Annotated in this window: 14 protein-coding genes; 6 read left to right on the top strand and 8 right to left on the bottom strand. The window is 71.1% G+C overall.

Going from position 1 to position 14,083, the window contains the following annotated elements:
• Positions 1-109 precede the first annotated feature (109 nt).
• Positions 110-1,543 (top strand): MBOAT family O-acyltransferase, encoded by a 1,434-nt coding sequence (locus L2C96_RS13775; RefSeq protein WP_237336409.1) that lies wholly within the window; start codon positions 110-112, stop codon positions 1,541-1,543.
• Positions 1,544-2,106: 563 nt separating this feature from the next.
• On the opposite strand, the gene L2C96_RS13770 is transcribed toward L2C96_RS13775, so the two are convergent.
• Positions 2,107-2,559 carry a hypothetical protein gene (locus tag L2C96_RS13770; protein WP_237336408.1) on the bottom strand — a complete coding sequence of 151 codons (453 nt, stop codon included), beginning with the start codon at positions 2,557-2,559 and terminating at the stop codon, positions 2,107-2,109.
• Between the two features lie 120 nt (positions 2,560-2,679).
• Here L2C96_RS13770 and L2C96_RS13765 point away from each other — a divergent pair, with 120 nt between their 5' ends.
• Positions 2,680-2,985 carry a hypothetical protein gene (locus tag L2C96_RS13765; protein WP_051123489.1) on the top strand — a complete coding sequence of 102 codons (306 nt, stop codon included), beginning with the start codon at positions 2,680-2,682 and terminating at the stop codon, positions 2,983-2,985.
• On the opposite strand, the gene L2C96_RS13760 is transcribed toward L2C96_RS13765, so the two are convergent.
• From L2C96_RS13760 to L2C96_RS13730, 7 genes are read right to left on the bottom strand one after another with little or no spacing between them, the layout of a single operon-like run.
• Positions 2,982-3,485: a GNAT family N-acetyltransferase gene (locus tag L2C96_RS13760; protein ID WP_237336407.1), complete on the bottom strand. Its 504-nt coding sequence runs from the start codon at positions 3,483-3,485 to the stop codon at positions 2,982-2,984. The genes L2C96_RS13765 and L2C96_RS13760 overlap by 4 nt on opposite strands.
• Before the next feature lie 25 nt (positions 3,486-3,510).
• A complete protein-coding gene (locus tag L2C96_RS13755) occupies positions 3,511-4,161 on the bottom strand; it encodes a class II aldolase/adducin family protein (protein WP_237336500.1) in 651 nt (216 codons plus the stop codon).
• Positions 4,158-5,606 carry an FGGY-family carbohydrate kinase gene (locus L2C96_RS13750; RefSeq protein ID WP_020417050.1) on the bottom strand — a complete coding sequence of 483 codons (1,449 nt, stop codon included), beginning with the start codon at positions 5,604-5,606 and terminating at the stop codon, positions 4,158-4,160. Before L2C96_RS13750 ends, L2C96_RS13755 begins: the two co-directional genes overlap by 4 nt.
• A complete protein-coding gene (locus L2C96_RS13745) occupies positions 5,603-6,634 on the bottom strand; it encodes a 2-hydroxyacid dehydrogenase (RefSeq protein ID WP_020417051.1) in 1,032 nt (343 codons plus the stop codon). Before L2C96_RS13745 ends, L2C96_RS13750 begins: the two co-directional genes overlap by 4 nt.
• A gap of 28 nt (positions 6,635-6,662) precedes the next feature.
• Positions 6,663-7,127 carry a ribose-5-phosphate isomerase gene (locus L2C96_RS13740; RefSeq protein WP_017985389.1) on the bottom strand — a complete coding sequence of 155 codons (465 nt, stop codon included), beginning with the start codon at positions 7,125-7,127 and terminating at the stop codon, positions 6,663-6,665.
• On the bottom strand, positions 7,127-8,815 hold the full coding sequence (gene dhaL / locus L2C96_RS13735; RefSeq protein ID WP_237336406.1) for a dihydroxyacetone kinase subunit DhaL: 1,689 nt from the start codon (positions 8,813-8,815) through the stop codon (positions 7,127-7,129). The genes L2C96_RS13740 and dhaL overlap by 1 nt, the downstream gene beginning before the upstream one ends.
• Positions 8,812-9,489 (bottom strand): HAD family hydrolase, encoded by a 678-nt coding sequence (locus tag L2C96_RS13730; RefSeq protein WP_020417053.1) that lies wholly within the window; start codon positions 9,487-9,489, stop codon positions 8,812-8,814. Before L2C96_RS13730 ends, dhaL begins: the two co-directional genes overlap by 4 nt.
• Positions 9,490-9,557: 68 nt before the next feature.
• On the opposite strand from L2C96_RS13730, the gene L2C96_RS13725 reads away from it, so the two are divergent.
• The 4 genes from L2C96_RS13725 to L2C96_RS13710 all read left to right on the top strand — a co-directional run bounded on the left by L2C96_RS13725 (position 9,558) and on the right by L2C96_RS13710 (position 13,766).
• Positions 9,558-10,163 carry a histidine phosphatase family protein gene (locus L2C96_RS13725; RefSeq protein WP_237336405.1) on the top strand — a complete coding sequence of 202 codons (606 nt, stop codon included), beginning with the start codon at positions 9,558-9,560 and terminating at the stop codon, positions 10,161-10,163.
• Positions 10,164-10,172: 9 nt separating this feature from the next.
• Positions 10,173-10,961: a DeoR/GlpR family DNA-binding transcription regulator gene (locus tag L2C96_RS13720; protein WP_237336404.1), complete on the top strand. Its 789-nt coding sequence runs from the start codon at positions 10,173-10,175 to the stop codon at positions 10,959-10,961.
• A 73-nt stretch (positions 10,962-11,034) separates the two neighbouring features.
• Entirely contained in the window at positions 11,035-12,366 is a 1,332-nt protein-coding gene (locus L2C96_RS13715) for an MFS transporter (RefSeq protein ID WP_237336403.1), read from the top strand.
• Entirely contained in the window at positions 12,363-13,766 is a 1,404-nt protein-coding gene (locus L2C96_RS13710) for an FGGY-family carbohydrate kinase (protein WP_237336402.1), read from the top strand. The genes L2C96_RS13715 and L2C96_RS13710 overlap by 4 nt, the downstream gene beginning before the upstream one ends.
• Positions 13,767-14,083 lie beyond the last annotated feature (317 nt).

Genomic DNA, 14,083 nt, shown 5'->3' with positions numbered 1-14,083 from the left:
GGGGAACTTCACACACCCGCTGCTGAAGCGGTGAGTTTCACTCCTTCGGGCCAACCGGGTCGGCTAAGGTCAGTGCGCTGATCCGCGTGCACAGGGGGACCCCAGGTCGATGTCGTTCGCTTCACCGCTGTTCCTCTGGTACTTCCTCCCGGCGACGTTGCTCGCCGTGCTGGTGCTGCCGAGGAGCTGGCGGAACGGCATCATCGCGGTCGCCAGCCTGATCTTCTACGCCAGTGGCGCGGGCGCGTTCACCCTGCTGCTACTGGCGTGCATGGTGGTCAACTTCGCGGCAGGCACGGCGCTGGAACCGAACCCGTGGGAGCCGCGGTCGAGCCGGAAGCGGTCGCTGCTGATCGCGGTCATCTGCTTCGACGTCGGCATCCTGGTGGTCTGGAAGTACGCCGGGTTCGCCACACAGCAGATCGACTACTTCACCCAGCTCTTCGGCGGTTCGTTCCCGGTGGCGCACCTGGCGTTGCCGATCGGCATTTCGTTCTTCACGTTCCACCACATCTCGTACGTGGTCGACATCTACCGGGGTGAGCGGCGGGCGCTGCGGAACCCGGTGTCGTTCGTGACCTACATCGCGATGTTCCCGCAGCTGGTGGCGGGGCCGATCGTGCGGTACCGGGAGATCGCGGACCAGTTGCCGCAGCACCGGTCGCACCGGTTGGACGACATCGCCGCGGGCTTCCCGCGGTTCGCGCTGGGCCTGTGCAAGAAGGCGATCATCGCGGACTCGCTGAGCCCGATGGTGGAAGCGTGCTTCGCGACGCCCGGCGACGAGATGACGTTCGCGATCGCGTGGCTTGGCGCGGTCGGGTACACGCTGCAGCTGTACTTCGACTTCTCCGGCTACTCGGACATGGCGATCGGGCTGGGCCGGATGCTCGGGTTCCGGCTGCCGGAGAACTTCGCGCGGCCGTACTCGTCGGTGACGGTGACCGAGTTCTGGCGGCGCTGGCACATGTCGCTGAGCCGCTGGTTCCGCGACTACGTGTACATCCCGCTCGGCGGCAACCGGGCGGGCGCGGCGAAGACGTACCGGAACCTGTGCATCGTGTTCGTGCTGACGGGTTTCTGGCACGGCGCGAACTGGACGTTCCTGGTGTGGGGTTGTTACCACGGGCTGCTGCTGATCATCGAGCGCCGGTTCGGCTGGGACCGCACCCCGGCCGCGGTGGGCTCGAGGGTGGGCCGCCGAGTGCTGACGCTGGTGCTCGTGGTGTTCGGCTGGGTGTTCTTCAAGTCGGCCGACATCGGGCACGCGTTCACCATGATCGGGCACATGCTGGTCCCCGACTTCGACGGCCTGACGGACGTCGTCGAGGCGGCGCTGACCAACCAGCGGGTGGTCATCCTGATCGCCGCGCTGGCGATCTTCGCGGTGCCTGCCAACCCGGTCACCGGGCCGCTGCTGGAGTCCGCCCGAACCCGCGGCGCCGTCGGCTTGCGGATCGGCGTGATGACGGCAGGCGCGTTGTACGCCGCGATCCTGGTCGCGAACGGGACTTTCAGCCCGTTCCTGTACTACCAGTTCTGATCGCCGTTCGGCGGCGACCTGGCTCCGGTAGCTCGAAACCGCCTCTGACCTGCTGGTTCAGGTCTCGACAGTTCTCACGGATTCTCGCGCGTGCCCGACGCTTGACGGCCTGGAGACGGCCTGAGAGCGCCGGGCCGTCGTCCTGCCCCTTGCTCGTGCCGCGGTCTCCCGTGGGCTTGCGCGCCGCTGTCGGCCGAGCTGCCGGGGACGGCACCCAGGCCGTGCCCGCGCGGCTCGCCGGGCGAAGCGGAGCGGCAGCCCGGCTTATGCCGCGCTCGGGACTCGCGTGGCTGCCAGCGCACCGGGCCGAGCGCGCCGCCGACGGCGGCGCGCCTTGACGCCGGGGAGACCATCACGGCGCTCGCGGAGTACCTGGGCCACTCCGACCCGGGCTTCATCTTGCGGACGTGCACGCACCTCATGCCTTCGAGCAAGGATCGGACCCGCCGGGCTATCGATCAGGTCTTCGGCGCACGGCCTGTGTCCCCCGAACGGCCTGGTGACGGCCTGGCGGCTTAATCAGTGGCCGTTTCGGCTGGTCAACACTACTTTCATACCGAGTACTACCAGCTCTGAGTGGCGGCGTGCTCCAGGGCGTTCCGGTACTCGTCCGCGCTGAACCGGAAAGGGCCGACGCCCGGGTAGCTTTCGAGCTCCTGGTCTTGTGAGTCCTGCCAGCGGAAGTCGCGCCAGATGATGCAGTCGTCCTGCTGGATGATCATCGCGGTGATGGCTCCGCAGCCGAGATCGCCGCACTCTGGGCAGCAGTAGAGCACCTGTCGCCCGTCCGGAAGGCTGGACGGGCCGCGGAGCAGCAGACGGTCCACCTCTCCGCTCAGGGCACGCGGCGGAAGATCAGTGGCGAGCGCCGAAACCACGTCCTCCCCGTCGAAGAGCGACAGCAGGGGCCGGTCATCGATCACGAAGTCCAGGAACTCCCGTCGCCTGCGCCTTGCACCAGCCCCCAGCACGGCGCCACCGCGGACGGCGGGTTTCAGTCCGAAGTTCTGGAACATCGGCCGGCTCCTTGTCTGGCTCTGACGCTGCCCGCGACTTAACCGGTGGCTGTTTCGCCTGCTCGACGCTACGTTTCCCAGTATCACCGGGGTGAGGGGGATGCCGTGCCGGAGCGGATCATGTTCGTTCAGCTGAAGACCGGTTTCGACACCGATCGTGGTCCGTCGTGGATCGGGTGGGTGCGGTTTTCCCGGACGTGGCAGACGGCCTACTTCCACGGCCGGACGCTGCGCCGCTGGACCGGGCTGCCGAGCGCGAACTTCGTCGACGTCGAGACGGACGAGTTGTTCTGGCTCTCCGGCCCGAAACGCGACCGGACGGACACCCGCTACGGCCCCGAGCTTCCGGAGGTCGAAGAGGACGCCCGCGAAGCCTACGAGGCCTTCCTCCGCGGTGAGCCGCTGCCGGGGCGGGAGGACGGTTAGCGTTGTCCGCGGGCGGTGCGGAACGTGCGGAAGCCTCGGCGGTGGTAGTTCGGCAGGGCGTGCGGGTGGTCGAGGTCCGAGGTGTGCAGCCACACGCGGCGGACGTCCGGTGTGAGTTGCCACGCCTGCTCGACCGCCAGGGTCAGCGCGTAGCCGCCAATGCCCTTGCCCACGTACTCCGGGACCAGGCCGAAAGTAGTGATCTCCACTTCGCCGTCGCCGTGGGACTGGTAGTCCGCCAGGCCCGCGACCTCGCCCAGGTGGCGGATCAGCACGCAGTGGCGCCCCTCGCGGGACAGGTACCACTCCCAGTCGTCGTCGGACCAGCGGGAGCTCGGCCAGTTGTACGGCTTGCCGATCCGCACCGTCGTCGGGCGCACCAGCGGGGAGTCGGCGGGGACGGGCTCCACCGCGACCCCCGGCACGGGCGGCGCCGGGCGCAGGTCGGCCGGGCTGGTCATCTCGAGATGGGTGACGATCTCCTCCACCCCGCCCAGCATGCCGACCGCTCCCGGCTCGCGCGACCTATTTCTGGCCGTACCCCCGCAGTTTCTCCACCACGTGGGCGATCTCCTCGGCCGGCAGCAGCCGTGGGTTGCCCGCCGAACGGGCGAGCAGCCACACCTGGCAGAGCCACTCCAGCTGCTCGGCCCGGCTGTACGCCGCCGCAAGACCGTCGCCGTACGTGATGGTTCCGTGGTTGCCCAGCAGGCAGCCCCGGCGGCCCTCCAGCGCGGCGAGCATCGACTCGGCCAGCTCCTCCGTGCCGTACGTCGCGTAGCGGGCCACCCGCGCGGACGGGCCGATCGTGGCCAGCATGTAGTGCACCGCGGGCACTTCGTCGACCAAAGTGGACACCGCGGTCGCGTGCACCGAGTGCGTGTGCACGATGCCGGTGATCGGCGCGCCGTCCGGGTCGGCCGCCTTCGTGTACACCGACAGGTGCATCGGCATCTCGCTGGTGGGCCGCAGCTTGCCCTCCACAATGGACCCGTCGAGCGCCACCACCGGGATGTCCTCAGGCGTCAGCACGCCGTAGTCCACGCCGGTCGGCGTCACGGCGATCAGCTCGCCCGAGCGGGCGGAGATGTTGCCGGAGGTGCCCACCACGAGCCCGTCGGCGGTCAATCGTCGCGCGTACTCGCACACCGCTCGCCGTTCGTCGGCCAGGATCACAGTCGCCACAACCCCCGCGCGGCGGTCAGCGACGCCTGGTAGTCCGCGTAACCGCTCTGGTAGAACTCGACATTTTCGGGTACCGGCGACACGGTCCGCGAACTGCTCGCCCACAGCTCCGCGTCGAACGGCTGGTTCAGCGCCTCGGCCGCGACCAGGACGGCACCCCGCGCCCCGACACCCGGATCGCTCGGGATCACGATAGGGCGGCCGAGCACGTCGGCGAAGATCTGCGTCCACTCGGCGGAGCGCACCCCGCCGCCGCACGCGTACAACCGGCCGGACAACCCGGCCGCGTCGAAGCAGTGCCGTGCCGCGTACGCGATCGACTCGCACAGCGCACGCACCACGTCCGCCCGCCCGTGCTCCAGGCTCAGCCCGGCGAACTGCGCCCGCGCGGACGCGTCGACGAACGGCGCCCGCTCACCGGACGCGGACAGGAACGGCAGCGCCCGCACCCCGGCGGCACCGGGCGGGCTCTGCGCGAGCAGCGTCCCGATCTCGGTGACCTCGATGCCCAGCAGGCGGCAGATCCAGTCGATGCTCGCGGTGCCGACCATCGCCGGCATCGCGTGCAGGTACTCGCCGGGGGTCGGCGTGGACAGGAACATCCCGGCCGGCTCGCCCTCGCCGTCGAACTCGGCGTTGTCGGTGAGCACCTGGCAGGCCAGCGTGGTGCCCGCGGTGAGGATGCCGTCTCCCGGCGCGCGAACGCCGGCGCCGATGGCGCTGGCAGGCAGGTCGAACGGGCCGGCGGTGACCGGCAGCCCCTCGGGCAGCCCGAGGAGTTCGGCGCCGCGGCGGTTCAGGCTGAACACGGCCTTCGGCGCCGCCGGTTCGGCCAGCAGGTTCCGCCGGTGGGACAGTCCGACGGCGGCGATCGCGCCCTCGTCGTAGCGCCGGGTCTTCGGGTCGAGGAACGGCAGGGACGCGTCGGACACGTCGACCGTGATCTCACCGGTCAGCCGCTGCACCACGGCGTCGACGCAGTACCCGGCCACCGCGGCCCGGTCCAGCACCTCGGGTTCGTGGGTGTCCAGGTAGGACAGGATCGCGGCCGCGCAGCCGGGGAACATGCCCGATCCCGTGCGCCGGAACACCTCCCGCGACACACCGTCGGCCTGCCACTTGGCGAGCAGCGCGTTGGCCCGGCCGTCGAGCCAGGAAATGGCCGGCCGCACCGCGTTGCCGTCCTCGTCGCGGAGCCACACACCGTCGCCCTGGCCGGTCAGCGCCAGCGCGGTGACCGGGGCGTCCAGTTTCGCCGCGACCTCGCGCACGACGGTCGCGACCGTGCCGACGACCTGGTCGAGGTCCTGCTCGACCCGGCCGCCGGACAGGTGGTGCACCTCAGACGGCGTGCAGGCCTGGTGCAGCGACACCCCGGCCTCGTCGAACACGACGGCCTTCGTCAGTGAAGTACCGATGTCGACGCCGATGATCATCGCAGCACTTCCGGGTTCGCGACGTTCGCCAGCTGCTCCCCACGGGCGTACCGGCCCACCTCGGCGGCGACGATCCGCGCGGCGCGCTCGGCGGTCTGGCGGCTGGCACCCGCCAGGTGCGGCGTCGCGATCACGTTCGGCGCGTCCCGCAGGGCCCAGTCGGCGGGCGGCGGCTCGACGTCGTAGACGTCCAGCGCGAGCGCGCCCAGCCGCCCGGACTTCAGCAGGTCCGGCAGCGGCGCGTAGTCCAGCAGGCCACCGCGGGCGGAGTTGACCAGCACCGCGCCCTCGGGCAGCAGGGCAAGGCGCTCGGCGTTGATCAGGTGGCGCGTCTCGTCGGTCAGGCGAGCGTGAAGGCTGACCACCGCGCTGCGGCGGAGCAGGTCGTCCAGTTCGACCAGCTCGGCCCCGTCCGCCGCGATCTGCTCCGGCTTCGCGTACGGGTCGGCGACCAGGACCTTCGACCCGAACGCGACGAGCACCTTGGCCACCCGAGAGCCGATCGCGCCGTAGCCGACCAGGCCGACTGTGGTGCCCTCCAGCTCGAGCCCGGCGTTCGGGTAGGCGTAGTAGTCACCGCGCCAGGTGCCGCCGAGCAGCTCGGCCGACGACGTCGAGATGCGGCGCATGGCGGCGAGGATCATGCCGATCGCGAACTCGGCGGCGGCGGTCGCGTTGCGGCCCGGCGCGTAGGTGACCGCCACGCCGGCCTCGGTGGCGGCGGCGAGGTCGACGTTCACCGGCCCGCCCCGGCACACCGACACGAGCTTCAGCTCGGGCGCGGCGGCGAAGACCTTCTTGGTGAACGGCGCCATCTGGGTGACCGCGACCTCGGCCCCGGCCAGCGCCTCGATGACCTGTTCCTCGGTGCCGCTCGCCTCGTGCACCCCGCCGACCGGGCCGAACGGCTCGACCGGCCAGGGCAGCGACAGCTCGGTGAACTCGGGCTCGGTGGCCAGCTCGGCCCGGACCGCGTCGGCAAGCAGGTTGTTGCCGACGAACTCGTCTCCCGCGCAGAGAACGCGCACTTCTGGCTCCTCCTTGAACCGCCGGGCCTCAGCCGGCCGCGTGGACCTGTTCGTATTCGGTGATGTGAGCGACCTTGGCCGCGCTCGGCGAACCCGGGTCGAACGTGTACCCCAGCCACTCGGTGACGATCTTCTTCGCCAGCTCGGCCCCGATGACCCTGGCGCCGAAGGTGATGATCTGGCAGTTGTTCGACTTCACCGACCGCTCGGCCGAGTATGAATCGTGCGCGACCGTCGCACGCACCCCCGGCACCTTGTTCGCCGAGATCGCCACACCGATGCCGGTGCCGCAGACCAGGACGCCGCGGTCGGCCTCGCCGTTGGCGATCTTCTCCGCCGCCGCCAGGCCGAAGATCGGGTACGCGCGGTCGTCGTCCGGGCTGTCCACGCCCAGGTCGATCACCTCGGTGACCCGCTCGTCCTTCGCCAGCAGGTCCCGCACCTCGTTCTTCAGCAGCACGCCTGCGTTGTCCGCGGCCACCACGACCCGCATCAGTTCCCCTCCTTGCCCAGAGCTTCCCCGATCGCCGTGACGATCAGGGCGAACGAGGTCGCGCCGGGATCGGCGTGCCCCTTGCTGCGCTGCGCCAGCCGGGCCGCGCGTCCCTTGGCGGGCACCAGGTTCGCGGTCTCCTCGGCGGCGAGCGCGGCCGCCTGCGCGGCCTCGCGCCACGCGTCCGGCAGCGCGGCGCCGGCCTCGGCCTGCTTGCGCAGCGACTGCCGGAACGGCTCGATCGCGTCGAGCATGGTCTTTTCGCCCAGCTCGGCCTTGCCCAGCTCGGTGAACGCGCGCACCGCGCCGTCGACCGCGTCCGCGACCACCGTGGTGGTGATCTCGTCGACCCGCAGTCCGGCGCCGGTCTCGGCCAGCAGCACGCCGTACAGGGCGCCGGACGCGCCACCGGCGGCGTCGGCGAGCGCGGTGCCGGCGGCCAGCAGCGTGTCGGCCACCGAGGACCCGGCGGCCTCGCGGGCGGCCGAAACCGCGGCCCGCATGCCGCGGGTCATGCCGAGGCCGTGGTCACCGTCGGCGGCGACCGCGTCCAGGCGGCCCAGCTCGGACTCGTTGTCCTCGATGCGGCGCATGGCCGCGGTCAGCAGGCGGTCGACGACCTCGACGCCCTCACCCTCCGGCCGGGCCAGCTGCTTGTCCACAGTGGACGAGAGCTCGACCGGCTCCAGGACCGCCCCGCCGCTGCGGTAGCCCGGGGTGTCACAGGGCGCGCCGTACAGCTCGGCCAGCTCGTCGTCCAGCACCAGCACCGACAGCGAGACCCCGGCCATGTCCAGCGAGGTGACGAACTCGCCGACCTCCGTGTGCACCGGGGTCAGCCCGGCTCCGGTCAGCCGCTCGTGGATCCGGGTGTAAGTCACGAACATCTCTTCGTACTTGGTCCGGCCGAGGCCGTTGACCAGCACCGCGACCCGGCCGTCGCCCCGCGGCAGCTCGGGCAGCAGGCCGTCGACCAGCTCGTCGGCCAGCTCCGCCGCGCCGAGGCGGCCGACGGTCCGCACCCCCGGCTCACCGTGGATGCCGAGGCCCAGCTCCATCTCGGACTCGCCGACGGTGAACAGCGGCTGGTCGGCGCCCGGCAGCGTGCAGCCGCCGAAGGCGACGCCGAAGGTGCGGGTGTGCGCGTTGGCCTTGACCGCCGCCGCGTGCACCGCGTCGAGGTCGTCACCCCGCTCGGCCGCGGCGCCTGCGACCTTGAAGACGATGAAGTCGCCGGCCACCCCGCGGCGCTTCTCCGGCGCGTCGGCCGGCCCGCTCGCGATGTCGTCGGTGACCAGGATGGTGCGGCTCTCGATGCCCTCCGCGGCCAGGCGGCGCGCGGCGAGGCCGAAGTGCAGGACGTCACCGGCGTAGTTGCCGTAGGCGAAGAGCACCCCCGCGCCACCCTCGGCGGCGCGGGCCGTGCGGTAGACGTGCTCGGCGCTCGGGCTGGTGAACACGTCACCGACCACCGCCGCGTCGGCGAGGCCGGGCCCGACCAGCCCGGCGAAGGCCGGGTAGTGGCCGCAGCCGCCGCCGATGACCACGGCGACCTTGCCCCGCCGCGGCACGTTCCGCCCGAGCACGCCGTACGCGCCCGGCACCTTGCGCACCTCGCGCCCGTACGCGGTGACGAAGCCGTCCAGCCAGTCACGCTTGAACGTCGCGGCCGTTCCGAGCGTGGTCATGAGCGCACCAGCTCCCCGGCGAGGTAGGCGAGCAGCAGCTTCCGGACGTCGTGGTTGGACTCCGCGACCTGCGCGGCCAGCTCCAGCGCGTCCGGCTTCGGCGGGTAGGTCGGGTTGGGCAGGGCGATGACGGTCAGCCCCGCGGCCGCGGCGGCCCGAATGCCGTTGCTGGAGTCCTCGACCCCCAGGCACTCCTCGCCGCGGAAGCCGAGCCGGGACGCGGCCTCGGCGTAGACGTCCGGGCTGGGCTTGCCGCGCGGCACCTCGGCGCTGGACACGGTGGCCGAGAACTCCCCCGTCAGCCCGTGGGTCTCCAGCACCGCGTCGATCACCCGCCGCGCCGCCGAGGACGCGAGCGCGACCGGGACGCGGGCCGCGACGTCGCGCACCATCGCGTCGGCGCCGTCCAGCAGCGGGGCCTCACCGTTGGCGATCGACCGGATCATCCCGTCGACCACGGCCTTCTCGACCTGCTCCGGGGTCTCCGGGGTGCCACTGCGCTCCGCCAGGTACGCGGCCCACTCGGGCGCGCTCATGCCCTGGACGGTGGCGGTGTCGGCGGCCGTCCACTCGACACCGTGGGCCGCCGCGTAGGCGACCCAGTTCTCCTCCCAGAGGTGTTCACTCTCGACCAGGACACCGTCGAGGTCGAACACCACCGCGGCGAAACCCATGCAACAACCCCTTTCACGCCGTTGGTGTTAAATTAACACCGCTGCCGAGATTTGTCACGGGAGGTCCGATGGGAACGCGGTTGCTGCTGGTCCGCCACGGCGAGACCGAATGGCACGCGGAGAACCGCTACGCCGGCACCAGCGAGGTGAGCCTCACCGAGCGGGGCCGCAGGCAGGCCGAGGGGCTGGCGGCGTACCTGGTCGGCGCCGGCGAACCGGTCACCGCGCTCTACCGGTCGCCGCAGGGGCGGGCGCGGGTCACCGCAGAGCCGTCCGCGCGGGCGCTCGGCCTCGAGCCCGTCGTGCTCGACGCGCTGCGCGAGGTGCACTTCGGGATCGCCGAGGGCAAGGTGCTGTCCGAGCTGGATCCGCAGGTCGTGGCCGCCTTCCGGGCGGATCCGGTGGCCGGCGCGTTCCCCGGGGCCGAGCCGACGGCCGACGCCGCGCGCCGGGGCGCGACGGCGCTGCGCACCATCGCGAAGCGCGAGGACGGCGGGCGGGTGCTGGTCGTCGCGCACAACACGCTGATCCGGCTCACGCTGTGCGAGCTGCTCGGCATCCCGGTCCGCGACTACCGCCGCGTGTTCCCGCGCCTGGAGAACGCGGCCATCACCGAGATCGGGATCGACGGCGACGCGACGAGCCTGCGGCGCTTCAACCTGCCCACGTCCTAGCCTTGTCCCGTGGAAGACAAGTCCAGCGGGAGCGCGCGCTCCCGTAACATCCGGCAGCAGCGCATCACCGACTACGTCGTGAAGAAGGGCCAGGCCTCCGCAGCGGAGCTGGCCGAGCTGACCGGCGTGAGCGTGATGACGGTGCACCGCGACCTGGACGAACTAGCCCGGCGCGGCCTGCTGCGCAAGTACCGCGGCGGGGTCTCGGCGCAGCCGTCGACGGTGTTCGAGAGCAACACCGAGTACCGGCTCAACGCACACGTCGAGGCGAAGGCCGCGATCGCCGAGAAGGCGTTGTCGCTGGTCGAGCCCGGGATGTCGATCCTGCTGGACGACTCGACCACCGCGCTCGCCCTGGCCAAGCTGCTGCACCAGGTCACGCCGCTCACCGTGGCGACGAACTACCTGCGGATCATCGAGGTGCTCAAGCAGGTCGACGACGTGCGCCTGATCGGGCTCGGTGGCGACTACTCCGCGACCCACGACTCGTTCCTCGGCATGCCCTGCCTGGAGGCCGTCGAGCGGCTCACCGTGGACGTCACGTTCGTGTCGACCTCGGCGATGAACGCGGAGATGACGTTCCACCAGGAACCCGAGATCGTCATGGTCAAGCGGGCGATGCTGGCCAGCGCGGAGATCCGGGTGCTGCTCATGGACTCCAGCAAGATGCCGCGCACCGCACTGCACCGCCTGGCCGAGATCGAGGACTTCCACCACCTCGTGGTCGACTCAGCCGTGTCCGCCTACCTGCTCGACCAGTACGAGGACCAGACGAACGTGCTCGTCGCCGAGATCTGATCGCATCACACCCTTGCGTGTTAATTTCACGTGCTCCATGATAACTTCGGTTTCGCACACTCATGGAGGCGTGATGACGCAGACGGCAACATCGAGGTTGTCCCAGCCGGACAGGGGGTTCGGGGGGCTTCTCGCCAGGTGGGGGCTACCGGCCCCGTTGTTCCTCGGGTACGTCGGCTTGTTGCTGTTCATGGTCGGCGACGGCGTGGAGTCCGGGTTCATCGCCCCGTTCATGGCCGACCACGGTGCCGGGGACGAAATTCACGCGTCCTATGTGATCACCGCGTACGGCGTGGCCGTGATGCTCGCGTCCTGGCTGTCCGGCGCGTTGTCGGAGCTGTGGGGGCCGCGCCGCGTCATGTGGATCGGCCTGGCGATCTGGCTCGTGTTCGACGTGCTGTTCCTCGCCGTGGCGGTGCCCAGCGAGAACTACCCGCTGATGCTGATCACCTACGGCATCCGCGGCTTCGGGTACCCGATGTTCGCGTTCGGGTTCCTGGTGTGGATCACCGCGGTGGCGCCCGTCGCGCGGCTCGGCGCCGCGGTCGGCTGGTTCTACTTCGCGTTCACCGGCGGCCTGCCCACGCTCGGCTCGCTGGTCGCGAGCTTCACCAACCCGGTGCTCGGCCACTACGGCACGCTGTGGCTGTCGGTCGGCATCCTGGCCGCGGGCGGTCTGCTGTGCGTGCTCGGGGTGCGGGAGCGGACCGGGTTCACGCGGCTCGCGCCGGAGGGCGTCCAGCCGGTGCAGAGCCTGGTGTCCAGCGTGTCGATCGCGTGGAAGAACCCGCGCGTGGGCGTCGGGATGATCGTGCGGATCATCAACACCGCGCCGGAGTTCGGCATGCTGGTGTTCTTCCCGACGATCTTCGCCGACCAGATCGGGTTCGGCGAGGGCCGGTGGCTGCTGCTGGTGTCGGTCATCTACGGCACGAACATCTTCTTCAACCTGATCTTCGGCGTGGCTTCGGACAAGATCGGCTGGCAGAGCACGATCTTCTGGTTCGGCGCGATCGGCTGCGCCATCTCGATCCTGCTGCTGTACTTCGTGCCGACGTCGCTGGGCGCCGACTACTACTGGGTGGCTCTGCTCGTGGGTGCGCTCTACGGGGCGACGCTGGCCGGGTTCGTGCCGATCTCGGCGCTGCTGCCCTCGCTCGCGCCGGAGAACAAGGGCGGCGCGATGGCGCTGCTGAACCTGGGCGCCGGTGCCGCGGCGTTCGTCGGGCCTGCGATCGTGTCGCTGTTCCTCGGCCCGGCCGGCGCCGCCGGCGTGGTGATCATCTTCGCCGCGCTGTACATCGTGGCGGCGGTGCTCACCCGGTTCCTGAAGCTGCCGGAGGCGACGCGGAAGGCCATCGACGAGGACGTCAGCTTGCAGGACGTGACGGCGGTCCGCCCGTGACGGTTGTCGGTGTCGACGTCGCGACCGCGGGGGTGCGTGCCTTCGCGGTCGGCGGCGACGGCTCGGTGCGGGCGACGGCTGCCGAGCCGTTGCCCGCCCCGGCCCGGGACGAGTCCGGCCGCAGCGAGCAGGACGCGCGGGCGTGGTGGCCCGCGGTCGAGTCGGTGCTGCGGCGGGTGACCGCGGAGTTGGCCGAGCCGGTGCGGGCGGTCGCGGTGTCGGCCACCTCGGGCACGGTCGTCGCGGTCGACGGCCGGGGTGAGCCGCTCGGTCCGGCGCTGATGTACGACGACCGGCGCGGCGCGGACGACAACGCGAAGGCGGCGGAGGTGGGCGCGCAGCGGTGGCACGAGCTGGGGATGAGCGTGTCGCCGACGGCGGCGCTGGGCCGGATCAACTGGCTGCGCCGCGCCTACCCGGATGCCGCCGGTGTCCGGCACACGCCGGACCTGATCGGTGAGAAGCTCCTCGGCCGTCCGGTGGCGACCGACTCCTCGCATGCCCTGAAGAGCGGGTACGACCCGTTGCGCGAGGAGTGGGCGGCCGAGGTGTTCGATTTCGGGGTGGACTGGCTCCCCGAGGTCGTGCGGCCGACGACCGTGCTGGGCGAGTTGCCCCGCCCGGTCGCCGGCCTGCCCCAGGGCTGCCTGGTGGTGGCCGGCATGACCGACGGTTGCGCAGGCCAGCTGGCGACGGGCGCCGTGACGCCGGGCAGTTTCGCGGGGATCCTCGGCACGACCTACGTGTTGAAGGGCGTGACCGAACACCTGGTGCGAGACCCGTCCGGCGCGATGTACAGCCACCGCCACCCGGACGGCTGGTGGCTGCCCGGCGGAGCGTCGAACACCGGTGGCGAGGCGGTGGCCGGTGGGCCCAACCTCGCCGAACTGGACGAGGCAGCAGCCCGGCGCGGCCCGGCGCGGGTCGTGGCCTACCCCTTGAAGCGGCCGGGAGAGCGCTTCCCGTTCGTGACGCCCGACGCGCGGGGCTTCGTACTGGGCGAGCCGCAGGACGAGGTGGAGCTGCACCGGGCTCGTCTGGAAGGCGTCGCCTTCGTGGAGAGGCTGGCGTTGGAGTGGTTGCGGGAGCTGGGAGTGCCCGTGACCGGCCCACTGGTGGCCGCCGGCGGGGGCAGCAAGAGTCCGTTGTGGACCCGCATCCGAGCGACGGTAAGTGGGATGGAACTGCGTGTGTCGCCCCAAGCCGAAACCGGCTACGGCGCGGCGCTGCTGGCTGCCGCGGCGGTATTGCCGGGGGGACTGACCGAGGCGGCGGAAATGATCGGCGAAGAAGCATCGGTGATCGAGCCGGACGCGGCGGAGCAAGAGCCGATGGAAGAGAACTACCGGCGGTTCAAAGAGGAATTGCGGAACCGGGGCTGGCTCCAGCGGCAGAACTGAGGACGGCTTGCTCTGGCGAGTGGGAAGACTGAGGCGGCTCTGACAGGAAATCCGGAAACTGCTGATAGGCAAGACCGGAAACCGGGCCGGCTCTGACAGGGAAACCGAAAGCCGGGCTGCTCAAGCCCGAAGCGCGCTGGTCTGGCGGGCAAGCCTGAGGCCGGGGCTGGCCTGACGGGCAAGCCGCACACCGGGCCTGGCCTGACGGGCAAGCCGCACACCGGGCCTGGCCTGACGGGCAAGCCGCACACCGGGCCTGGCCTGACGGGCAAGCCGCACACCGGGCCTGGCCTGACGGGCAAGCCGCACACCGGGCC

Source organism: Amycolatopsis tucumanensis (assembly GCF_021654135.1).
GTDB classification, from domain to species: domain Bacteria; phylum Actinomycetota; class Actinomycetes; order Mycobacteriales; family Pseudonocardiaceae; genus Amycolatopsis_E; species Amycolatopsis_E tucumanensis.
This window is presented reverse-complemented; position numbering and strand designations above follow the sequence as displayed.

What these genes read in the sequence shown, in the direction of transcription:
- L2C96_RS13770 (WP_237336408.1), bottom strand. Translation starts at nt 2,559, where the DNA reads ATGTTCCAGAACTTCGGACTGAAACCCGCCGTCCGCGGTGGCGCCGTG.
- dhaL (WP_237336406.1), bottom strand. Translation starts at nt 8,815, where the DNA reads ATGACCACGCTCGGAACGGCCGCGACGTTCAAGCGTGACTGGCTGGAC.
- L2C96_RS13775 (WP_237336409.1), top strand. Translation starts at nt 110, where the DNA reads ATGTCGTTCGCTTCACCGCTGTTCCTCTGGTACTTCCTCCCGGCGACG.
- L2C96_RS13765 (WP_051123489.1), top strand. Translation starts at nt 2,680, where the DNA reads ATGTTCGTTCAGCTGAAGACCGGTTTCGACACCGATCGTGGTCCGTCG.
- L2C96_RS13725 (WP_237336405.1), top strand. Translation starts at nt 9,558, where the DNA reads ATGGGAACGCGGTTGCTGCTGGTCCGCCACGGCGAGACCGAATGGCAC.
- L2C96_RS13760 (WP_237336407.1), bottom strand. Translation starts at nt 3,485, where the DNA reads ATGCTGGGCGGGGTGGAGGAGATCGTCACCCATCTCGAGATGACCAGC.
- L2C96_RS13715 (WP_237336403.1), top strand. Translation starts at nt 11,035, where the DNA reads ATGACGCAGACGGCAACATCGAGGTTGTCCCAGCCGGACAGGGGGTTC.
- L2C96_RS13730 (WP_020417053.1), bottom strand. Translation starts at nt 9,489, where the DNA reads ATGGGTTTCGCCGCGGTGGTGTTCGACCTCGACGGTGTCCTGGTCGAG.
- L2C96_RS13740 (WP_017985389.1), bottom strand. Translation starts at nt 7,127, where the DNA reads ATGCGGGTCGTGGTGGCCGCGGACAACGCAGGCGTGCTGCTGAAGAAC.
- L2C96_RS13750 (WP_020417050.1), bottom strand. Translation starts at nt 5,606, where the DNA reads ATGATCATCGGCGTCGACATCGGTACTTCACTGACGAAGGCCGTCGTG.